Raw genomic sequence first — 20,365 nt, forward strand, 5'->3', positions numbered from 1 at the left:
TGAAAACACAAACCCCGGCACATGGCCGGGGTTTGTGATGTCGCCCTACAGCATTACTTCAGTGCAGCGATGGCCGCATTGAGAGTAGCGCTCGGACGCATGGCCTTGCTGGTCAGCTCAGCATTCGGCGCGTAGTAGCCGCCGATGTCCACTGGCTTGCCCTGTACGGCGTTGAGTTCGGCAACGATGGTTGCCTCGTTCTCGGCCAGGGTTTTTGCCAGTTGAGCGAACTGCGCCTGCAGCGCGGTATCTTCAGTCTGGGCGGCCAGGGCTTGTGCCCAGTACAGCGCCAGGTAGAAGTGGCTGCCGCGGTTGTCGATGTTGCCGACTTTGCGCGATGGCGATTTGTTGTTGTCGAGGAACTGGCCGGTAGCCTGGTCCAGGGTTTTGGACAGTACCAGGGCTTTCGGGTTGTTGTAGTTCACACCCAAATGCTCAAGGGAGGCTGCCAGGGCCAGGAATTCGCCCAGGGAGTCCCAACGCAGGAAGTTTTCTTCCAGCAGTTGCTGCACGTGTTTTGGCGCCGAACCGCCAGCGCCGGTTTCGAACAGGCCGCCACCGTTCATCAGCGGCACGATCGACAGCATCTTGGCGCTGGTGCCCAGTTCCATGATCGGGAACAGGTCAGTCAGGTAGTCGCGCAGTACGTTGCCGGTCACCGAGATGGTGTCCAGGCCCTTGCGGGTGCGTTCCAGGGTGAACTTCATCGCGTCGACCGGCGACATGATGCGGATGTCCAGGCCTTCGGTGTTGTGGTCTTTCAGGTAGGCCTGGACTTTCTCGACCACTACGCCGTCGTGGGCGCGCAGCGGGTCCAGCCAGAAAATGGCCGGGGTGTTGCTGGCGCGGGCGCGGTTGACGGCCAGTTTGACCCAGTCCTGGATCGGCGCGTCTTTGGTCTGGCACATGCGGAAGATGTCGCCGGCTTCAACCGACTGTTCCATCAGCAGCTTGCCCTGGCTGTCGGTGACGCGGACTACGCCGTCGGCCTTGATCTGGAAAGTCTTGTCGTGGGAGCCGTACTCTTCGGCTTTCTTCGCCATCAGGCCAACGTTTGGCACGCTGCCCATGGTGGTTGGATCGAAGGCGCCATTGGCCTTGCAGTCTTCGATGACCGCCTGGTAGATGGTGGCGTAGCAGCGATCCGGGATCACGGCCTTGGTGTCGTGCAACTGACCGTCAGTGCCCCACATCTTGCCGGAGTCACGGATCATGGCCGGCATCGAGGCGTCGACGATTACGTCGCTCGGCACGTGCAGGTTGGTGATGCCTTTGTCGGAGTTGACCATCGCCAGGGAAGGGCGAGCGGCGTAGACCGCCTGGATGTCAGCTTCGATCTGCGCTTGCTGGTCGGCCGGCAGGGCCTTGATGCGGGCGTACAGGTCGCCGATGCCGTTGTTCAGGTTGAAGCCGATCTGCTCCAGCACAGTGGCGTGCTTGGCCAGGGCGTCTTTATAGAACTCGGCAACGATCTGGCCGAACATGATCGGGTCGGAGACCTTCATCATGGTGGCTTTGAGGTGGACCGACAGCAGCACGCCTTGTTTCTTGGCGTCTTCGATTTCGGCGGCAATGAACGCGCGCAGGGCGTTCTTGCTCAGCACGGCGCTGTCGAGGATCTCGCCGGCCAGTGCGGAGGTTTTTTCTTTCAGGACGGTGGTGCTGCCATCCTTGCCGACCAGCTCGATTTTGACAGCATCGGCGGCTTCGATCTGTACGGCTTTTTCGCTGCCGTAGAAGTCGCCGTTGCTCATGTGAGCCACATGGGACTTGGAGTCAGCAGCCCAAGCGCCCATTTTGTGCGGGTGCTTGCGTGCGTAGTTCTTGACCGACAGTGGCGCGCGGCGGTCAGAGTTGCCTTCGCGCAGGACCGGGTTCACGGCGCTGCCCTTGACCTTGTCGTAACGTGCACGGGTTTCTTTTTCCGCGTCGGTGGTTACGGTTTCCGGGTAGTCTGGCAGGGCGTAGCCCTGGGCCTGCAGTTCCTTGATCGCGGCTTGCAGCTGCGGGGTCGAGGCGCTGATGTTAGGCAGCTTGATGATATTGGCTTCAGGGGTAACGGCCAGGGCGCCCAGTTCGGCGAGGTGGTCCGCAACGGCCTTGGTGCCCAGTTGCTCGGGGAAGCTTGCGAGGATGCGCCCTGCGAGGGAGATGTCGCGGGTTTCCACTTCAATATCAGCGGAAGCGGTGAAGGCCTCTACGATAGGCAGCAGTGAATAGGTGGCGAGGGCTGGGGCTTCGTCGGTGAAGGTATAGATGATCTTCGAGCGGGTGGGCATATTCGGATTAACTCTCTTCTTTGCTAAAAGCGTGCGCGGAAACTCGAGATGCGCCGGGTAAAGCGCGTTCGTTCAAAGTCATCCATGAGCCGAATGTCGATGTTTCTTCGCGGTGATGTTGGGTTGCATCAGTCGAGCGTCAAGCGGGTGGGCTACGGTGGCAGCCCGGCTTTTTCAGGCGCAGGTGCTCGATATAGAGCGGTCGGCCGTCGTGACTCTTTGGTCAGCGGCGGCATTATACATAGGTCGCTATGCTTACGCCGAGCCTTCATACAAAAGGTGGGTCGTCCATTGGTCTAAAGGTCGCAGGGACCGGATTGCGCCTAAAGTCGCACACAGTGCTCAAGTTTGGCGTTTTTCCCTTTTGTTTCAAGGTTGTAGGCGACTAAATCTACGGTTTTCGCAGCAAATGTGCCGGGTGCAAGGTTCCAGTCCACATACAACTGGAGTAGGCTCGGGCACAGCCAGATGTTCAATCCACAAACGGAGTTCAGCATGGGATACAAGAAGATTCAGGTTCCGGCAGTCGGCGACAAAATCACCGTCAACGCAGACCATTCTCTCAATGTTCCTGACAACCCGATCATTCCCTTCATCGAAGGTGACGGTATTGGCGTCGACATCAGCCCGGTGATGATTAAGGTGGTCGATGCAGCTGTTAACAAGGCTTACGGCGGCAAGCGCAAAATCTCCTGGATGGAGGTGTATGCCGGCGAGAAGGCGACTCAAGTTTACGACCAGGACACCTGGCTGCCCCAGGAAACCCTGGACGCGGTCAAGGACTACGTAGTTTCCATCAAGGGCCCGCTGACCACGCCGGTCGGTGGTGGTATCCGCTCGCTGAACGTGGCCCTGCGCCAGCAACTGGACCTGTATGTATGCCTGCGTCCGGTGCGTTGGTTCGAAGGTGTGCCAAGCCCGGTCAAGAAGCCTGGCGATGTGGACATGACCATCTTCCGTGAGAACTCCGAGGATATTTACGCCGGCATCGAGTGGAAGGCCGGTTCGCCTGAGGCCATCAAGGTCATCAAGTTCCTCAAGGAAGAGATGGGTGTTACCAAGATTCGTTTCGACCAGGATTGCGGGATTGGCATCAAGCCGGTTTCCAAAGAGGGCACCAAGCGCCTGGCGCGCAAAGCCCTGCAATATGTAGTGGATAACGACCGTGAGTCGCTGACCATTGTGCACAAAGGCAACATCATGAAGTTCACCGAAGGTGCCTTCAAGGAATGGGCCTACGAAGTGGCGGCCGAAGAGTTCGGCGCAACCCTGCTTGATGGCGGGCCGTGGATGCAGTTCAAGAACCCGCGCACTGGCCGCAATGTAGTGGTCAAGGATGCGATTGCCGATGCCATGCTCCAGCAGATCCTGCTGCGCCCGGCCGAATACGACGTGATCGCCACCCTCAACCTCAACGGTGACTATCTCTCCGACGCCCTGGCGGCAGAAGTGGGTGGCATCGGTATTGCGCCGGGCGCCAACCTGTCCGACACCGTGGCAATGTTCGAAGCCACCCACGGTACTGCGCCAAAATACGCCGGCAAGGACCAGGTCAACCCTGGTTCGCTGATTCTGTCGGCGGAAATGATGCTGCGCCACATGGGCTGGACCGAGGCGGCCGACCTGATCATCAAGGGCACCAACGGGGCGATTTCGGCCAAGACCGTGACCTATGACTTCGAGCGTCTGATGGACGGCGCCAAGTTGGTGTCGTCGTCGGGTTTCGGTGATGCGCTGATTTCACATATGTAAGTCGAAGGCTATAAAAAACGGCCATCCTGATAACTCAGGGTGGCCGTTTTTTTATGCGCAGTGGCTGATCAGGCCGTTTGCTGCTCTTTGGAATGAGCAGGTTTACCTTTATTGTTGTGCTTGTCTTCGTGCTGTTTCCCGGGTGCGGTCGCGCCTGCTGCACTGATAGCTACAGCATGCAGGCCCTTGGGCCCCTGGATGATTTCAAAGGACACCAATTGACCTGCTTTCAGCGTTTTATAGCCCTCCATGGCAATTGCCGAATAATGCGCAAAAAGGTCTTCTTCCTTGCCGTCTTCATTAATGAAGCCGTACCCCTTGGCATTGTTGAACCATTTGACCTTGCCACTGATCTTGACGCCAGACATACCCATATCCCTCTGCACCAGACTCCATCACTGGAGTATCATCCAGTTTATCCGTCCTAACCCGAATAAATAAGGTTGACTGCGCGGACCTTTTTTACCCACTGTGGGTTCTATTGGTTGTAACACCGTTTTGCCGATAGTCAAGGTGACCAGTCGGTCGGAGTTGAATTTCTGACAGGTCGCCCCCATCACTGTAAATGCACAACAGACGAACCTTTCTTTCCATGCATGCATTCAGCCAGATTCGACTAACATTCAATCAGGATCGCCCGGATCATCTAGAAGACGATGACGGTTCTGCAGGCATCGCTGTTCAGGAGGCCAAGCCTGCTTTACAGGCGCCGCCGATGTACAAGGTGGTTTTGTTCAATGATGACTACACGCCGATGGATTTCGTCGTCGAAGTGCTCGAGGTGTTTTTTAATCTGAACCGCGAGTTGGCGACCAAGGTAATGCTGGCCGTTCACACAGAAGGACGGGCAGTATGTGGAGTGTTTACCCGCGACATCGCCGAGACCAAGGCCATGCAGGTCAACCAGTACGCCAGGGAAAGCCAGCATCCGCTACTCTGTGAAATCGAGAAGGACGGTTAACTCCGACCACTTGGGTATGAGGTGAAGCTATGTTAAACCGCGAGCTCGAAGTCACCCTCAATCTTGCCTTCAAGGAGGCCCGTTCGAAGCGTCATGAATTCATGACCGTCGAACACCTGCTGCTGGCACTTTTGGATAACGAAGCTGCCGCCACGGTCCTGCGTGCGTGCGGCGCCAACCTCGACAAGCTCAAGCATGATTTGCAGGAGTTTATCGACTCCACCACGCCACTGATCCCCGTGCATGACGAGGACCGCGAGACCCAGCCAACTCTGGGCTTCCAGCGGGTGTTGCAGCGTGCTGTCTTCCACGTGCAGAGCTCCGGCAAGCGGGAAGTGACGGGCGCCAATGTATTGGTTGCCATCTTCAGTGAGCAGGAAAGCCAGGCGGTATTCCTGCTCAAGCAGCAGAGCGTGGCGCGTATCGATGTCGTCAACTACATCGCCCATGGCATCTCGAAAGTGCCAGGGCATGGCGATCACTCCGAGGGTGAGCAGGATATGCAGGACGACGAGGGCGGTGAGTCTTCTTCTTCAAGCAACCCGCTGGATGCCTACGCCAGCAATCTCAACGAACTGGCGCGCCAGGGGCGGATCGATCCGCTGGTGGGGCGCGAGATGGAAGTTGAGCGTGTTGCGCAGATCCTCGCGCGTCGTCGCAAGAACAACCCTTTGCTGGTGGGCGAGGCGGGCGTGGGCAAGACCGCGATTGCCGAAGGCCTGGCCAAGCGCATTGTTGATAACCAGGTGCCTGACCTGCTGGCCAACAGTGTCGTCTACTCCCTGGACCTGGGGGCGCTGCTCGCCGGGACCAAGTACCGTGGCGACTTTGAAAAGCGTTTCAAGGCTTTGCTTGGCGAGCTGAAAAAGCGTCCGCAGGCGATCCTGTTCATTGATGAGATCCACACCATCATTGGCGCCGGTGCGGCTTCCGGTGGGGTGATGGATGCGTCCAACCTGCTCAAGCCGCTGCTGTCTTCGGGTGATATCCGCTGCATCGGCTCGACCACGTTCCAGGAATTTCGCGGGATCTTCGAAAAAGACCGTGCCCTGGCACGGCGCTTCCAGAAAGTCGACGTGTCCGAGCCTTCGGTTGAAGACACTATTGGCATCCTGCGCGGCCTGAAAGGACGCTTCGAAGCACACCACGGCATCGAATACAGTGATGAGGCGCTGCGTGCAGCCGCCGAGCTGGCTTCGCGCTACATCAATGACCGGCACATGCCGGACAAAGCCATCGATGTGATTGACGAAGCGGGTGCCTACCAGCGCCTGCAGCCGGTAGAGAAGCGCGTGAAGCGCATCGAAGTGGCCCAGGTCGAAGATATCGTGGCGAAAATCGCGCGTATTCCGCCAAAGCACGTCACCAGTTCCGACAAGGAGCTGCTGCGTAACCTGGAGCGCGACCTCAAGCTGACGGTGTTTGGCCAGGATGCAGCGATTGATTCGCTGTCGACGGCGATCAAGCTGTCCCGGGCCGGCCTCAAGTCGCCGGACAAGCCGGTGGGTTCGTTCCTGTTCGCCGGCCCTACCGGCGTCGGCAAGACCGAAGCCGCGCGGCAGTTGGCCAAGGCCATGGGCATTGAGCTGGTGCGGTTCGATATGTCCGAATACATGGAGCGCCACACTGTGTCGCGCCTGATCGGTGCGCCTCCGGGCTATGTCGGCTTCGACCAGGGCGGCCTGTTGACCGAGGCGATCACCAAGCAGCCGCATTGCGTACTGCTGCTCGATGAAATCGAAAAGGCTCACCCGGAAGTCTTCAACCTGCTGTTGCAGGTGATGGACCACGGGACCCTGACCGACAACAACGGGCGCAAGGCGGATTTCCGCAACGTGATCGTGATCATGACCACTAACGCCGGTGCCGAGACGGCCGCGCGGGCTTCCATTGGCTTTACTCATCAGGATCACTCTTCCGACGCCATGGAAGTGATCAAGAAGAGCTTCACGCCGGAGTTCCGCAACCGCCTGGACACCATTATCCAGTTTGGTCGCCTCAGTCATGAGGTTATCAAGAGCGTGGTGGACAAGTTCCTTACCGAGCTTCAGGCGCAGTTGGAAGACAAGCGCGTACAGCTGGAGGTGACGGAAGCGGCACGCAGTTGGATCGCCGAGGGTGGTTACGACGCGGCAATGGGCGCTCGTCCAATGGCGCGTCTGATCCAGGACAAGATCAAGCGGCCGTTGGCCGAAGAGATCCTGTTTGGCGAGCTCTCCGACCATGGCGGCGTGGTGCATATCGATTTGAAGGACGGCGAGCTGACCTTCGAGTTCGAGACCACTGCTGAAATGGCCTGATGCTTCACAGCAGTAGAAAAGGCGCCGAAAGGCGCCTTTTTGCTGCCCGCCAAATCCCAGTCAATGAAGATCAAATGTGGGAGCTGGCTTGCCTGCTCCCACACTCATTCTGCGGTGCTGGTTAAATCCCACACACACAAAAACGCCCGGCATAACCGGGCGTCTTGTATTGACTTGTTTAGCGGGCGCGGTAAGTGATGCGCCCTTTGCTCAAGTCATAGGGCGTCAGCTCGACGCGCACTTTGTCACCGGTAAGAATACGAATGTAGTTCTTGCGCATCTTGCCGGAGATATGCGCGGTTACGACGTGCCCATTTTCCAACTCCACACGAAACATGGTGTTGGGCAGGGTGTCGACGACAGTGCCTTCCATTTCGAAGCTGTCTTCTTTCGACATGCAGTAAAGCCCTCGGTATCCAGTGAATGGCCCGGTGCAACTGCGCCAGGCAAAAGCGGCGTGCATTGTGCCCGAAAAAGGGTGTTTAAGCCAAGGGGTTCTAGTTAAGCGTGACCCATCTTTGATTAATTAGTAGCTCAATGGGCCGATATTGGGTCTTGTAGTTCATCTTTTTGCAGTTTTTGATCCAGTATCCCAGGTACACCGCTTCCAGATTTTGCCTGGATGCTTCACCGATCTGCCACAAAATGGCAAAACGCCCTAGGCTGCGACGCTCTTCGGCGGGTTCATAAAAGGTATAGACCGCCGACAATCCATTGGGCAGCAGGTCGGTGACCGCGACCGCCAGCAGCCTTCCCTCAAGGCGGAACTCGTAGAAGCGCGAGAACGGCAGATCGCGCACCAGGAACGTGGAAAACTGGTCACGACTGGGTGGGAACATATCGCCGTCGGCGTGGCGTTGTTCGATATAGCGCTGGTAAAGATCGAAGTACTCTTCGCTGAAGCCGGGCTTGGCGGGGGTCACGATCAGGTCGGCATTGCGCTTGAGGATGCGTTTTTGATTACGATCCGGCAAAAATTGCGCTACGGGGATGCGCGCCGGCACACAAGCGTTGCAGTTCTGGCAGTGCGGCCGGTACAGGTGGTCGCCGCTGCGCCGAAACCCCATCTCTGACAGATCGGCATACACATGCACGTCCATCGGCTGGCTGGGGTCGAGGAACAGCGTGGTGGCCTGTTCTTCGGGCAGGTAGCTGCAAGAGTGGGGTTGAGTGGCATAAAACTTCAAGCGCGCCAACTCGGTCATGATCAACCCTCGGATAAGCTTTGAAATAAGTGTAAGCCAGGTGCGCGCAAGTCGCCTAAGAAACCCATGGCCCACTGCTGGCTTGATCAAGATGGTCGCGCAGGTAACCGGCAAAGTCGCTGCGGGGAATGGCGCGGGCACCGAGGCTGTGCAGGTGATCGGTGGGCATCTGGCAGTCGATCAGCACAAAGCCCCAGGCCTGCAACTGCCTGACGAGCGTGGCAAAGCCGTATTTCGAGGCGTTGTCTGCGCGACTGAACATCGATTCGCCAAAAAACAGCTGGCCCATGGCCAGGCCATACAGGCCGCCGACCAGTTCGCCCTGGTCCCATACCTCGACGGAATGGGCATAGCCCCGTTGGTGAAGTTGCAGGTAGGCATTCTGCATGGCCTCGGTGATCCAGGTGCCGTCTGCATAGCTGCGAGGCGCAGCACAGGCCTGGATGACGGCGGCGAAGTCCTGGTCAAAGGTCACCTCGTAGCGTTGCTGGCGCAGCAGCTTGGCGAGGCTGCGGGACACGTGCAGCTCTGTGGGGAACAGTACCGTGCGCGGGTCTGGCGACCACCACAGGATGGGCTGGCCTTCGGAGAACCAGGGGAAGCAGCCATGGCGATAGGCCTGGACCAGGCGGTCGGCAGACAGGTCGCCACCGGCAGCCAGCAGGCCGTTGGGTTCACGCATGGCTTTGGCCAGCGGTGGAAACGTCAGGGTGTTGCGTTGCAGCCAGGTGAGCATGGGTAGTCAGGCTTACGGAAGGGGAGGGCGGTGACAGGCCAGGGACCGTCGTGTAAGCAGTGATTATTGTCGACCCGGCGCCACTCGGCCAGCCCGATCATGTAATCAATGCCTTGATGCATGAGCGCGTGTTTCTGCAACTCTATAGCGGTGGTGCGGTCGTAATCGCGTCATGTCGCCATCCGTTGGGCGGGAATGCTGGGTAAAGCTTGTCCAGTCTGATAAAAACAGCTCATAAGCCTTTGTCAGTAAAGACAATGCATGCTCAAATTGAAGCGTATGAGCAATGCGCTTGTCTATGCTCCATGAGCGAGGCCGGCGGCGTGGCAACGGGCACACAAACCCGTACAATGGCGGCACTATGTCCTTGTGGGCCGGCATTAACGCCCGTTCATGAATGAGTCACGGAGTGTTAAAGGACGTTTGACGACGCTCGTTCACTTTTCATCTGCCCGGATTGGGCAGTATTTTTATAGTCATTCAACTGTTGGACGCGCTTAAGGCGCAGGAAAAGACCCGTTTTGAAGAAATCCGCCGCAGCACCCAAAACAGCAGTGGTACCGGCCTGGCGCCAGCACCTGCACTATCGGCTCAAGGAAGGCGCGCTGATTGCCATCGGTGCTTTATGCCTGTTCCTGATGATGGCCTTGCTGACCTATGGCAAGGATGATCCAGGCTGGAGCCATAACAGCAAGATCGACGATGTGCAGAACTTCGGCGGGCCCGTGGGCTCATACAGCGCCGATATCCTGTTCATGATCCTCGGCTATTTCGCTTATATCTTCCCGCTGCTGCTGGCGATCAAGACCTGGCAGATCTTCCGCCAGCGCCATGAACCGTGGCAGTGGAGCGGCTGGCTGTTCTCCTGGCGCCTGATCGGCCTGGTGTTCCTGGTGTTGTCGGGCGCGGCGCTGGCACATATTCATTTCCATGCGCCGACTGGCCTGCCGGCGGGTGCGGGTGGTGCCCTGGGCGAAAGCCTGGGTGACCTGGCGCGCAAGACCTTGAATATCCAGGGTAGCACGTTGATGTTTATCGCCCTGTTCCTGTTCGGCCTGACGGTATTTACCGACTTGTCGTGGTTCAAGGTCATGGATGTGACCGGCAAGATCACCCTCGACCTGTTCGAGCTGTTCCAGGGTGCCGCCAACCGCTGGTGGGCCGCCCGTGTGGACCGCAAGCGCATGGTTGCGCAATTGCGTGAAGTCGATACCCGGGTCAACGAAGTAGTGGCCCCGAGCACGCCGGACCGCCGTGAGCAGGCCAAGGTCAAGGAGCGCCTGATCGAACGCGAGCAGGCCCTGACCAAGCACATGTCCGACCGCGAGAAGCAAGTGCCGCCGGTTATCGCCCCGGTTCCGGTCAAGGCGCCCGAGCCAAGCCATCGCGTGCAAAAGGAAAAGCAGGCGCCGCTATTTATCGACAGCGCCGTCGAAGGCACCTTGCCGCCGATCTCGATCCTCGATCCGGCAGAAAAGAAACAGCTCAACTATTCCCCGGAATCCCTGGCGGCGGTCGGCCATCTGCTGGAAATCAAACTCAAGGAGTTTGGCGTCGAGGTGTCGGTGGACTCGATTCACCCGGGCCCTGTGATCACCCGTTACGAAATCCAGCCGGCCGCTGGGGTCAAGGTCAGCCGTATTGCAAACCTGGCCAAAGACCTGGCGCGCTCCCTGGCCGTGACCAGCGTGCGCGTGGTGGAAGTAATTCCCGGCAAAACCACCGTGGGTATCGAGATTCCCAACGAAGACCGGCAGATCGTGCGCTTCTCCGAAGTGCTGTCGACCCCGGAATACGACAACTTCAAATCGCCGGTCACCCTGGCTCTCGGGCATGACATTGGCGGTAAGCCGGTGATCACGGACCTGGCGAAAATGCCTCACCTGCTGGTTGCCGGTACCACCGGTTCCGGTAAATCGGTGGGTGTGAACGCAATGATCCTGTCGATCCTGTTCAAGTCCGGCCCGGAAGACGCCAAGCTGATCATGATCGACCCGAAGATGCTTGAACTGTCGATCTACGAAGGCATCCCGCACCTGCTGTGCCCGGTGGTGACCGACATGAAGGACGCCGCCAACGCCCTGCGCTGGAGCGTGGCCGAGATGGAGCGGCGCTACAAGCTGATGGCGAAGATGGGCGTGCGTAACCTGTCTGGCTTCAACGCCAAGGTCAAGGAAGCCCAGGACGCCGGCACACCGCTGACCGACCCGCTGTACAAGCGCGAAAGCATTCACGATGAAGCGCCGCTACTGACCAAGCTGCCGACCATTGTCGTGGTGGTCGACGAATTTGCCGACATGATGATGATCGTCGGCAAGAAGGTCGAAGAATTGATCGCGCGTATCGCGCAGAAGGCCCGTGCGGCCGGGATCCACTTGATCCTCGCGACCCAGCGGCCGTCGGTGGATGTGATTACCGGCCTAATCAAGGCCAACATCCCGACCCGTATGGCGTTCCAGGTATCGAGCAAGATCGACTCACGGACCATCATCGATCAGGGCGGCGCCGAGCAACTGCTGGGCCATGGTGACATGCTCTACATGCCGCCCGGCACCAGCCTGCCGATCCGTGTTCACGGCGCCTTCGTTTCCGATGACGAAGTGCACCGTGTGGTCGAGGCTTGGAAACTGCGCGGCGCGCCGGAATACAACGACGATATCCTGGCCGGTGTCGAGGAGGCCGGCAGCGGCTTCGACGGTGGCAGCGGCGGCGACGATGATGCCGAGACCGACGCGCTGTACGACGAAGCGGTGGCGTTCGTGCTGGAAAGCCGTCGCGCCTCGATCTCGGCGGTGCAACGTAAACTGAAGATCGGCTACAACCGCGCCGCGCGTATGATCGAATCCATGGAAATGGCCGGCGTCGTCACGGCCATGAACACCAACGGCTCGCGCGAAGTGATCGCGCCAGGGCCGATGCGCGACTGACCTCGTGCCGCGTGGCAGCATGCGGCGCGCCTTTCACATTATTCTATGAGGACTCCCATGCGTCTTATCCGCATGCTGTTGTTGCCGGCATTGGCCCTGACCGCGTTTTCGGCCCACGCAGACCAGGCATCCGTCGCGAGCCTGACCAACCTGCTGGACAAATCCAAGACCCTGACTGCGCGCTTCTCCCAGTTGACCCTGGACGGTGGCGGCACCCAGTTGCAGGAAACAGCCGGTGAAATGGCCGTGCAACGCCCAGGCCTGTTCTTCTGGAAGACCGACGCGCCCAACGAGCAGACCATCGTCTCCGATGGCAAGAAAGTCACGCTGTGGGACCCGGACCTGGAGCAGGCGACCATCAAGACCCTCGACCCACGCCTGAGCCAGACCCCGGCCTTGCTGCTGTCGGGTGATGTGTCGCAGATCAGCGAGAGTTTCGAGATTACCTCCAAGCAACAAAGCAACGTGATCGACTTCACCCTCAAGCCCAAGTCCAAGGACACGTTGTTCGACAGCCTGCGCCTGTCGTTTCGCAATGGCGTGATCAACGATATGCAACTGGTCGACAGCGTCGGCCAGCGCACCAATATCTTGTTCACCGGGGTCAAGGCCAATGAGCCGGTCCCGGCCTCCACGTTCAAGTTCGACATCCCCAAGGGTGCCGATGTGATCCAGGAGTAAATCGCTGCCCATGGACCTGTTTCGCAGTGACCCGATTGCCCAGCCCCTGGCCGCGCGCTTGCGCTCGACCAACCTGGATGAGTATGTCGGGCAAGAGCACTTGCTGGCCCGCGGCAAGCCCCTGCGTGAGGCCCTGGAGCAGGGTGCCCTGCACTCGATGATCTTCTGGGGGCCGCCGGGCGTGGGCAAGACCACCCTGGCGCGGCTGCTGGCGAAAGTCTCGGATGCGCACTTTGAAACGGTCTCGGCGGTATTGGCCGGGGTCAAGGAGATCCGCCAGGCGGTGGAAGTCGCCAAGCAGCAGGCGGGGCAGTATGGCCGGCGCACTATCCTGTTCGTCGACGAAGTGCATCGCTTCAACAAGTCGCAGCAGGATGCATTCCTGCCTTACGTGGAAGATGGCACGCTGATTTTTATCGGCGCCACCACGGAAAACCCCTCGTTTGAACTGAACAACGCCTTGCTCTCGCGGGCACGGGTGTATGTGCTCAAGAGCCTCGACGAAGCCGCGATGCAGAGGTTGCTGCAGCGGGCGCTGGGCGAGGACAAGGGGTTGGGTAAGCGCCACCTGAGCCTAGGTGACGAGGGTTTCAAGATCCTGCTGGCGGCGGCTGACGGCGATGGCCGACGTTTCCTCAACCTGCTGGAAAACGCCTCTGACCTGGCTGAAGACAATAGCGAGATTGGCGTCGACCTGCTGCAAAGCCTGCTGGGCGATACCCGGCGGCGTTTCGACAAGGGTGGTGAGGCCTTCTACGACCAGATTTCCGCGCTGCACAAATCCGTGCGCGGTTCCAACCCGGACGGCGCGCTGTACTGGTTTGCGCGCATGATCGACGGTGGCTGCGATCCGTTGTACCTGGCCCGGCGTGTGGTGCGCATGGCCAGCGAAGACATTGGCAACGCCGACCCGCGGGCCCTGAGCCTGTGCCTGGCGGCGTGGGAGGTCCAGGAGCGTCTGGGCAGCCCGGAAGGCGAGTTGGCGGTGGCGCAGGCCATCACCTACCTGGCCTGCGCGCCGAAAAGTAATGCAGTTTACATGGGCTTCAAGTCGGCGCTGCGTGCGGCGGCCGAGCATGGCTCGCTGGAAGTGCCGCTGCACCTGCGCAACGCGCCGACCAAGCTGATGAAACAACTGGGTTACGGCGACGAATACCGTTACGCCCACGATGAACCAGATGCCTATGCCGCCGGTGAAGACTACTTTCCCGACGACCTTGAGCCGCAACCGTTCTACCAGCCGGTGCCTCGTGGCCTGGAGTTGAAGATCGGGGAAAAGCTCAACCACCTGGCGCAACTTGACCGCTTGAGTCCCAAACGGCGGAGAAAACCATGATTCCCTTGGTGATTGCTGTTTCCGTAGGCGGTGTGGCCGGCACCCTATTGCGCTTTGCCACCGGCAATTGGATCAACGCCAATTGGCCGAAACACTTCTATACCGCGACGCTGGCCGTTAATATCGTGGGCTGCCTGCTGATCGGGGTGTTATACGGCCTGTTCCTGTTACGCCCGGAAGTGCCTGTTGAAGTGCGCGCCGGGTTGATGGTGGGCTTCCTTGGCGGCCTGACGACTTTTTCATCCTTTTCACTGGATACCGTGCGCCTGCTGGAAAGCGGGCAAGTGCCGCTGGCTTTAAGCTATGTGGCCATCAGTGTATTCGGCGGGCTGCTTGCCACCTGGGCTGGCCTGTCCTTGACCAAACTTTGATAAACGAGAGACCGACATGCTCGATTCCAAACTGTTACGTAGCAACCTTCAGGACGTAGCGGACCGCCTTGCATCCCGTGGCTTTGCCTTGGATGTTGCGCGCATCGAAGCGCTGGAAGAACAGCGCAAGACCGTCCAGACCCGCACCGAAGCACTGCAGGCTGAGCGCAATGCACGTTCCAAATCCATCGGTCAGGCCAAGCAGCGTGGTGAAGACATCGCGCCGTTGATGGCGGACGTCGAGCGCATGGGCAGCGAGCTGTCCGACGGTAAAGTCGAGCTGGACAAGATTCAGTCCGAGTTGGATTCGATCCTGCTGGGTATTCCCAACCTGCCGCACGAGTCGGTACCGGTTGGCGAAGATGAAGACGGCAACGTCGAAGTACGCCGCTGGGGCACGCCAAAAACCTTTGATTTCGAGATCAAGGACCACGTCGCCCTGGGCGAATTGACCGGCGGCCTGGATTTTGAAACCGCGGCCAAAATGTCCGGCGCGCGCTTTGCCTTGCTGCGCGGCCCGATCGCGCGCATGCACCGTGCCCTGGCGCAGTTCATGCTCAACCTGCACACCGGCGAGCATGGTTACGAAGAGGCTTACACCCCGTACCTGGTGCAGGCGCCGGCGCTGATGGGCACCAGTCAACTGCCGAAATTCGAAGAAGACCTGTTTAAGATCAGCCGCGACGGCGAGGCCGATCTGTACCTGATCCCGACCGCCGAAGTGTCGCTGACCAACATCGTGGCCGGCGAGATCCTCGACGCCAAGCAATTGCCGATCAAGTTCGTCGCCCACAGCCCGTGCTTTCGCAGCGAAGCCGGTGCCTCGGGGCGTGACACTCGCGGCATGATCCGCCAGCACCAGTTCGACAAGGTCGAGATGGTGCAGGTCGTCGAGCCATCGACCTCCATGGAAGCCCTGGAAGGCCTGACCGCCAACGCCGAGCGCGTCCTGCAACTGCTGGAGCTGCCGTATCGCGTATTGGCGCTGTGCACCGGCGACATGGGTTTCAGCGCGGTGAAGACCTACGACCTCGAAGTCTGGGTGCCGAGCCAGGACAAATACCGCGAGATTTCCTCGTGCTCCAACTGCGGTGATTTCCAGGCCCGACGTATGCAGGCGCGTTTCCGCAACCCGGAAACCGGCAAGCCGGAGCTGGTCCACACCCTCAACGGCTCGGGCCTGGCGGTAGGGCGGACCCTGGTCGCGGTGCTGGAAAACTACCAGCAGGCCGATGGTTCGATCCGCGTACCTGAAGTGCTCAAGCCGTACATGGCGGGCGTTGAGGTCATCGGCTAAATGGAATTTCTGCCACTGTTTCATAACCTGCGCGGCAGTCGTGTGTTGGTCGTCGGTGGCGGGGAGATTGCCTTGCGCAAATCCCGGCTGCTGGCCGATGCCGGCGCGTTGTTGCGGGTGGTTGCTCCCCTGATCGAAGACCAGTTGCGTGAACTGGTGCAGGGCAGTGGCGGTGAGCTGATTGTGCGTGGTTACCAGGAGGCGGATCTTGATGGCTGCACCCTGATCATCGCGGCAACCGACGACGAGCCGCTGAACGCGCAAGTGTCCAGCGATGCCCGGCGCCGGTGCGTACCGGTCAATGTCGTCGATGCGCCGGCACTGTGCAGCGTGATCTTCCCGGCGATTGTCGACCGTTCGCCCTTGGTGATTGCAGTGTCCAGCGGCGGCGATGCGCCGGTGCTGGCGCGCTTGATTCGCGCCAAGCTGGAAACATGGATTCCGTCCACCTACGGCCAATTGGCCGGGCTGGCCGCGCGCTTTCGCGCCCAGGTCAAGGGTTTGTATCCTGATGTGCAGCAACGCCGGGCTTTCTGGGAAGAGGTTTTCCAGGGCCCGATTGCTGATCGGCAACTGGCTGGGCAAGGCGATGAAGCCGAGCGTTTGCTGGTGGAAAAAGTCAACGGCAAGCCGCCCCATGCACCAGGTGAGGTGTATCTGGTGGGCGCAGGCCCTGGTGACCCGGACCTCCTGACCTTTCGCGCGCTGCGTTTGATGCAGCAAGCCGATGTGGTGCTGTATGACCGCCTGGTGGCGCCAGCGATTCTTGAACTGTGCCGGCGCGACGCCGAGCGCGTGTATGTCGGCAAGCGCCGCGCCGATCACGCGGTGCCGCAGGACCAGATCAACCAGCAACTGGTAAACCTGGCCAAGCAAGGCAAGCGTGTGCTGCGCCTCAAGGGCGGCGATCCGTTTATTTTTGGGCGTGGCGGTGAAGAGATCGAGGAGCTGGCGGCCAATGGCATTCCGTTCCAGGTGGTGCCGGGGATTACCGCGGCCAGTGGTTGCGCGGCTTACGCTGGCATCCCTTTGACCCATCGCGACTATGCGCAATCGGTACGCTTCATCACCGGCCACCTGAAAGATGGCACCTCGGATTTGCCCTGGAATGACTTGGTGGGACCGTCGCAGACCCTGGTGTTCTACATGGGCCTGATCGGTTTGCCGGTCATCTGCGAGCAATTGATTCGCCATGGTCGTTCGGCGGACACCCCGGCTGCGCTGATCCAGCAAGGCACCACGTCCAACCAGCGTGTGTTTACCGGCACCCTGGCCGACTTGCCGCGCCTGGTGGCGGAGCATGAAGTGCATGCGCCGACGCTGGTGATCGTAGGCGAAGTGGTGGTGTTGCGTGAGAAGCTGAAGTGGTTTGAAGGCGCCCAGTCCCAGGTATAACCTGTTCGCCCGGCTGCACACAGACCCACTGTGGGAGCCGGGCTTGCCCGCGATGAGGCTGGCGCATCAGCGCCAGATCTCTTTACCGCTCAATCCTTCTCGATCATGTTTGCTATCAAACACCTGCAACGGCCCCTTCGGCACAATCCCTGTCGGATTGATCGTCCGGTGGCTGGCATAGTAATGCCCCTTGATATGCGCAAAATCCACGGTCTCGGCCACCCCCGGCCATTGATACAGCTCCCGCAGCCAATTCGACAGATTCGGATAATCCGCAATCCGCCGTAGGTTGCATTTGAAGTGGCTGTAATACACCGCATCAAAACGAATCAGCGTGGTAAACAGTCGTACATCGGCCTCGGTCAGGTATTCACCGGCCAGGTAACGATGCTTGCCCAGGTGTTGTTCCAGGTGATCCAGTTCGGCAAACACCTCATCAAATGCGCTTTCATACGCCTGCTGCGACGTGGCAAAGCCTGCGCGATACACGCCATTGTTCACGGCGGGATAGATCCGCTCGTTCAGCGCATCGATGGTGGGGTGCAGTGGTTCGGGGTAGAAGTCCAGGTTATTGCCAGTTAGCCCGTTGAACGCGCTATTGAGCATGCGGATGATCTCCGCCGATTCATTGCTGACGATGCGCTTGAGCTTCTTGTCCCACAGCACCGGCACCGTGACACGCCCGGTGTAGTCGGCGGTATCGGCGGTATAGCGCTGGTGCATGTAGGCAAAGTCGTCTAGTCTGTCACCGGTTGAGCCATGGGCCTTGTCGAAGGTCCAGCCATTTTCCAGCATCAACCAACTGACCACCGACACGTCGATCAGGCTTTCCAGGCCCTTGAGCTTGCGCAGGATCAGGGTGCGGTGCGCCCACGGGCAGGCTAGTGAAACATAGAGATGGTAGCGGCCGGCTTCGGCCTTGAAGCCACCATCACCGCTCGGGCCAGGTTGGCCGTCGACGGTGACCCAGTTGCGGCGTTGCGCCTGTTCCCGTTGGAAGGCGCCATCTGCGCTACTTTCGTACCACTGGTCGTGCCAGCGTCCTTCAATCAGCAAACCCATGACTGACTCCTTGGCTATTAAGCGTTGGAGTGCAGTCTAATCGTCTGGGTTCGAACAAATAGCGCAAAGGGTCAGAGTTAATGATCGATTAAATCGATCTATCCCGCGCGTCCCAGTACTGTTGGGCCAGTACAAAGGCCTGTTCCCGTGGTTGCCCAAGGCCGCGTAAGGCCAGGGCCATGGTGGCGATCAGCGCCAATTGCGGGTAGCTGTCCTGCACCTCGCCGCGCCACATCGCCTTCAAATGCTCGGGGTCGAGGCTGGCCGGCTTGACGTGGCGCTGGGCGGAGAGGGCAGGCCACTCCTCATCCCAGCTTGCGCCGCCGGTGGTGCCGTACAAGTGGCTGGTGGTGTCGGGATTGATCTCGATCTCGCCGCCATCGCCCTTGATCACAATGGTGTTGTCACCTAGCAAACCACTGGCATCGCGGTGTACGCCCTGGTAACCGGGATGGAAGATGCTTTGCAGGCCGCAGCGTGCGCCCAGCGGGTTGAGGATGCGGGCCAGGGAGTGGATGGGCGAGCGCAGGCCGAGGATATTGCGCAGGTCAATCATGCGTTGCAGCTGTGGGGCCCAGTCGCCCAGCGGCATAAACGCCAGGCTGCCTTGCTCCAGGGCGGTCTCGACCTGTTGCCAATTGCGGCACAGTGGAATCTGCAGTTCACCCAGCAACTGTTCGGTGTACAGCCGGCCGGCCGTGTGTGCGCCGCCGCCGTGCATGAAAATCCGCACGCCGCTCTGCGCCAGGCACTTGGCGGCCAGCAGGTACCACGGCAGGTGGCGCTTTTTCCCGGCGTAGGTGGGCCAATCGACATCCACTCTCAGAGATGGCGGGTTGAGGCGCTCGCGCAGGGCCTCGGTGAAGCCTGCGAGTTCCTCCGGGCTTTCTTCCTTGTGGCGCAGCAGCATCAGGAACGCACCGAGCTGGGAGTCCTCGACTTTCTCGTCGAGCAGCATGCCCATGGCTTGCCGGGCTTCTTCGCGCGTCAGGCTGCGGGCCCCGCGCTTGCCTTTGCCGAGGATCCGCACAAACGGCGCAAAGGGGTGTTCGGCGGGAGTTTCGGTGATCAACGGAGCAAAGTCGGTCATAAGCAATTCGTCGGCCTGGGCAGGCCCGCCAGCTTGGCGGCAAGTTTGGCGGGAGTGCCTTTGAACAGTCGGTTGAGGTGCAGGCTGTTGCCCTTTTCCGGGCCCAGCTTCAGGGCGGTGTACTTGATCAGTGGGCGGGTGGCCGGGGACAACTGGAACTCCTGGTAAAAACCCCTGAGCAGCTCAAGAATTTCCCAGTGTTCGTCAGTCAGCTCCAGCGCTTCGGTGCTCGCCAGGGCGTTGGCCACCTCGGTCGACCAGGCATCCAGGTCAACCAGGTAACCATCCTTGTCCAGCTCAAGGGTGTGTGTGCCTACGGTCAAGGTGTTCATAGCCAGGTGTTGACCTTGTCATGCTCGATCGACAGCTGCACAAACCCCGGGTAGTCGACACTCTTGGCCCACTGCGGCAACACCAGGCCGCGGGCCTGGGCATCTTCGGCCAGTACAAAGATGCCCAGGGCCTTGGCTTGCAGGGCCTGGAAGGGCGCGCTGCCGGCTTGCAGGGCATAGGTTGCATCGCCGCACAGCAAGATCACATCTTGCGCGCCACACAGGCGTAGGCAACTGTCCAGGCGGCTGTCGGAAAAAGGGGAGTGGGACAACACATGCAAGGTCGACATCAGAGGGTCATCACCTGGTCGTAACGGTCAATCATCTGGGAAATCTGTGCGCTGCTTAGTGGCTGCGCGCTATCAGGGGCGGTCAATCCACGCTCCGCCAGGCTGTGGCTGCAGGCGAACACGTCGTCGATGCCAAACAGCGAGAGTGCCTGCAGGTTGGCCGTCACGTCCTTTTGTTGCACGGCCTTGGCATCTTGGGCGGTTGCCAGTTGAAACACCCCGTCATCAAGAAACAGCAGGCCAATCGGCAAGTCGAATGCGCCGCCGGCCAGCACCACATCCAGCGCTTCTCGCGCACTGGGTCCGGACCACGGCGCCTGACGGCTGATTACCAACAAGGATCTGGACATT

Annotated in this window: 19 protein-coding genes; 9 read left to right on the forward strand and 10 right to left on the reverse strand. The window is 59.7% G+C overall.

All coding sequences use genetic code 11. The features are described 5' to 3' along the window. Nucleotides 1-53 precede the first annotated feature (53 nt). The gene (locus tag ACSSVH_RS10310) at nt 54-2,279 is read right to left on the reverse strand and encodes an NADP-dependent isocitrate dehydrogenase (protein WP_492634451.1); all 2,226 of its coding nucleotides are present in this window, start codon (nt 2,277-2,279) and stop codon (nt 54-56) included. A gap of 495 nt (nt 2,280-2,774) precedes the next feature. On the opposite strand from ACSSVH_RS10310, the gene icd reads away from it, so the two are divergent. Continuing rightward, the gene (gene icd, locus ACSSVH_RS10315; RefSeq protein WP_169954344.1) at nt 2,775-4,031 is read left to right on the forward strand and encodes an NADP-dependent isocitrate dehydrogenase; all 1,257 of its coding nucleotides are present in this window, start codon (nt 2,775-2,777) and stop codon (nt 4,029-4,031) included. Nucleotides 4,032-4,099: 68 nt separating this feature from the next. On the opposite strand, the gene cspD is transcribed toward icd, so the two are convergent. After that, nucleotides 4,100-4,399 carry a cold shock domain-containing protein CspD gene (gene cspD / locus ACSSVH_RS10320; protein ID WP_169954343.1) on the reverse strand — a complete coding sequence of 100 codons (300 nt, stop codon included), beginning with the start codon at nt 4,397-4,399 and terminating at the stop codon, nt 4,100-4,102. 224 nt (nt 4,400-4,623) lie between these two features. Here cspD and clpS point away from each other — a divergent pair, with 224 nt between their 5' ends. Next, the gene (gene clpS / locus ACSSVH_RS10325) at nt 4,624-4,992 is read left to right on the forward strand and encodes an ATP-dependent Clp protease adapter ClpS (protein WP_029293391.1); all 369 of its coding nucleotides are present in this window, start codon (nt 4,624-4,626) and stop codon (nt 4,990-4,992) included. 29 nt (nt 4,993-5,021) lie between these two features. Further along, complete coding sequence (gene clpA / locus ACSSVH_RS10330; protein WP_070995983.1) at nt 5,022-7,292, forward strand: ATP-dependent Clp protease ATP-binding subunit ClpA; 2,271 nt, start codon at nt 5,022-5,024, stop codon at nt 7,290-7,292. 178 nt (nt 7,293-7,470) lie between these two features. Here the strand turns inward: clpA and infA are convergent, their stop codons facing one another. From infA to aat, 3 genes are all read right to left on the reverse strand, one after another. Continuing rightward, nucleotides 7,471-7,689 (reverse strand): translation initiation factor IF-1, encoded by a 219-nt coding sequence (infA, locus tag ACSSVH_RS10335; RefSeq protein ID WP_002553999.1) that lies wholly within the window; start codon nt 7,687-7,689, stop codon nt 7,471-7,473. Nucleotides 7,690-7,789: 100 nt separating this feature from the next. After that, nucleotides 7,790-8,497 (reverse strand): arginyltransferase, encoded by a 708-nt coding sequence (locus tag ACSSVH_RS10340; protein ID WP_169954342.1) that lies wholly within the window; start codon nt 8,495-8,497, stop codon nt 7,790-7,792. Between the two features lie 55 nt (nt 8,498-8,552). Then, nucleotides 8,553-9,233: a leucyl/phenylalanyl-tRNA--protein transferase gene (gene aat / locus ACSSVH_RS10345; RefSeq protein WP_169954341.1), complete on the reverse strand. Its 681-nt coding sequence runs from the start codon at nt 9,231-9,233 to the stop codon at nt 8,553-8,555. A 521-nt stretch (nt 9,234-9,754) separates the two neighbouring features. On the opposite strand from aat, the gene ACSSVH_RS10350 reads away from it, so the two are divergent. Genes ACSSVH_RS10350 through cysG form a run of 6 tightly spaced genes read left to right on the forward strand, consistent with a single transcriptional unit; the run spans nt 9,755 to nt 17,240 of the window. Beyond that, nucleotides 9,755-12,160: a DNA translocase FtsK gene (locus ACSSVH_RS10350; protein WP_170043097.1), complete on the forward strand. Its 2,406-nt coding sequence runs from the start codon at nt 9,755-9,757 to the stop codon at nt 12,158-12,160. Nucleotides 12,161-12,217: 57 nt separating this feature from the next. Next, the gene (gene lolA / locus ACSSVH_RS10355; RefSeq protein ID WP_029293564.1) at nt 12,218-12,841 is read left to right on the forward strand and encodes an outer membrane lipoprotein periplasmic chaperone LolA; all 624 of its coding nucleotides are present in this window, start codon (nt 12,218-12,220) and stop codon (nt 12,839-12,841) included. A 10-nt stretch (nt 12,842-12,851) separates the two neighbouring features. After that, a complete protein-coding gene (locus ACSSVH_RS10360) occupies nt 12,852-14,177 on the forward strand; it encodes a replication-associated recombination protein A (RefSeq protein ID WP_492634452.1) in 1,326 nt (441 codons plus the stop codon). Continuing rightward, nucleotides 14,174-14,548 carry a fluoride efflux transporter CrcB gene (crcB, locus tag ACSSVH_RS10365; RefSeq protein ID WP_169954338.1) on the forward strand — a complete coding sequence of 125 codons (375 nt, stop codon included), beginning with the start codon at nt 14,174-14,176 and terminating at the stop codon, nt 14,546-14,548. The genes ACSSVH_RS10360 and crcB overlap by 4 nt, the downstream gene beginning before the upstream one ends. Before the next feature lie 16 nt (nt 14,549-14,564). Continuing rightward, entirely contained in the window at nt 14,565-15,845 is a 1,281-nt protein-coding gene (gene serS, locus ACSSVH_RS10370) for a serine--tRNA ligase (protein ID WP_076963826.1), read from the forward strand. Further along, on the forward strand, nt 15,846-17,240 hold the full coding sequence (cysG, locus tag ACSSVH_RS10375) for a siroheme synthase CysG (protein WP_170057971.1): 1,395 nt from the start codon (nt 15,846-15,848) through the stop codon (nt 17,238-17,240). A 66-nt stretch (nt 17,241-17,306) separates the two neighbouring features. Here the strand turns inward: cysG and ACSSVH_RS10380 are convergent, their stop codons facing one another. From ACSSVH_RS10380 to tusC, 5 genes are all read right to left on the reverse strand, one after another. Continuing rightward, complete coding sequence (locus tag ACSSVH_RS10380) at nt 17,307-18,302, reverse strand: glutathione S-transferase family protein (RefSeq protein ID WP_170043094.1); 996 nt, start codon at nt 18,300-18,302, stop codon at nt 17,307-17,309. An 88-nt stretch (nt 18,303-18,390) separates the two neighbouring features. Beyond that, nucleotides 18,391-19,392, reverse strand: coding sequence for a glycosyl transferase family protein (locus tag ACSSVH_RS10385; protein ID WP_492634453.1), 1,002 nt, complete (start codon nt 19,390-19,392; stop codon nt 18,391-18,393). Next, a complete protein-coding gene (locus ACSSVH_RS10390) occupies nt 19,389-19,724 on the reverse strand; it encodes a TusE/DsrC/DsvC family sulfur relay protein (RefSeq protein WP_432755495.1) in 336 nt (111 codons plus the stop codon). The genes ACSSVH_RS10385 and ACSSVH_RS10390 overlap by 4 nt, the downstream gene beginning before the upstream one ends. Next, complete coding sequence (gene tusB / locus ACSSVH_RS10395; RefSeq protein WP_432755496.1) at nt 19,721-20,014, reverse strand: sulfurtransferase complex subunit TusB; 294 nt, start codon at nt 20,012-20,014, stop codon at nt 19,721-19,723. Before tusB ends, ACSSVH_RS10390 begins: the two co-directional genes overlap by 4 nt. Continuing rightward, nucleotides 20,014-20,364, reverse strand: a complete 351-nt coding sequence (gene tusC / locus ACSSVH_RS10400; RefSeq protein ID WP_076963832.1) for a sulfurtransferase complex subunit TusC — start codon at nt 20,362-20,364, stop codon at nt 20,014-20,016. The genes tusB and tusC overlap by 1 nt, the downstream gene beginning before the upstream one ends. Nucleotide 20,365 lies beyond the last annotated feature (1 nt).

This window comes from Pseudomonas sp. HC1(2025), assembly GCF_058742075.1.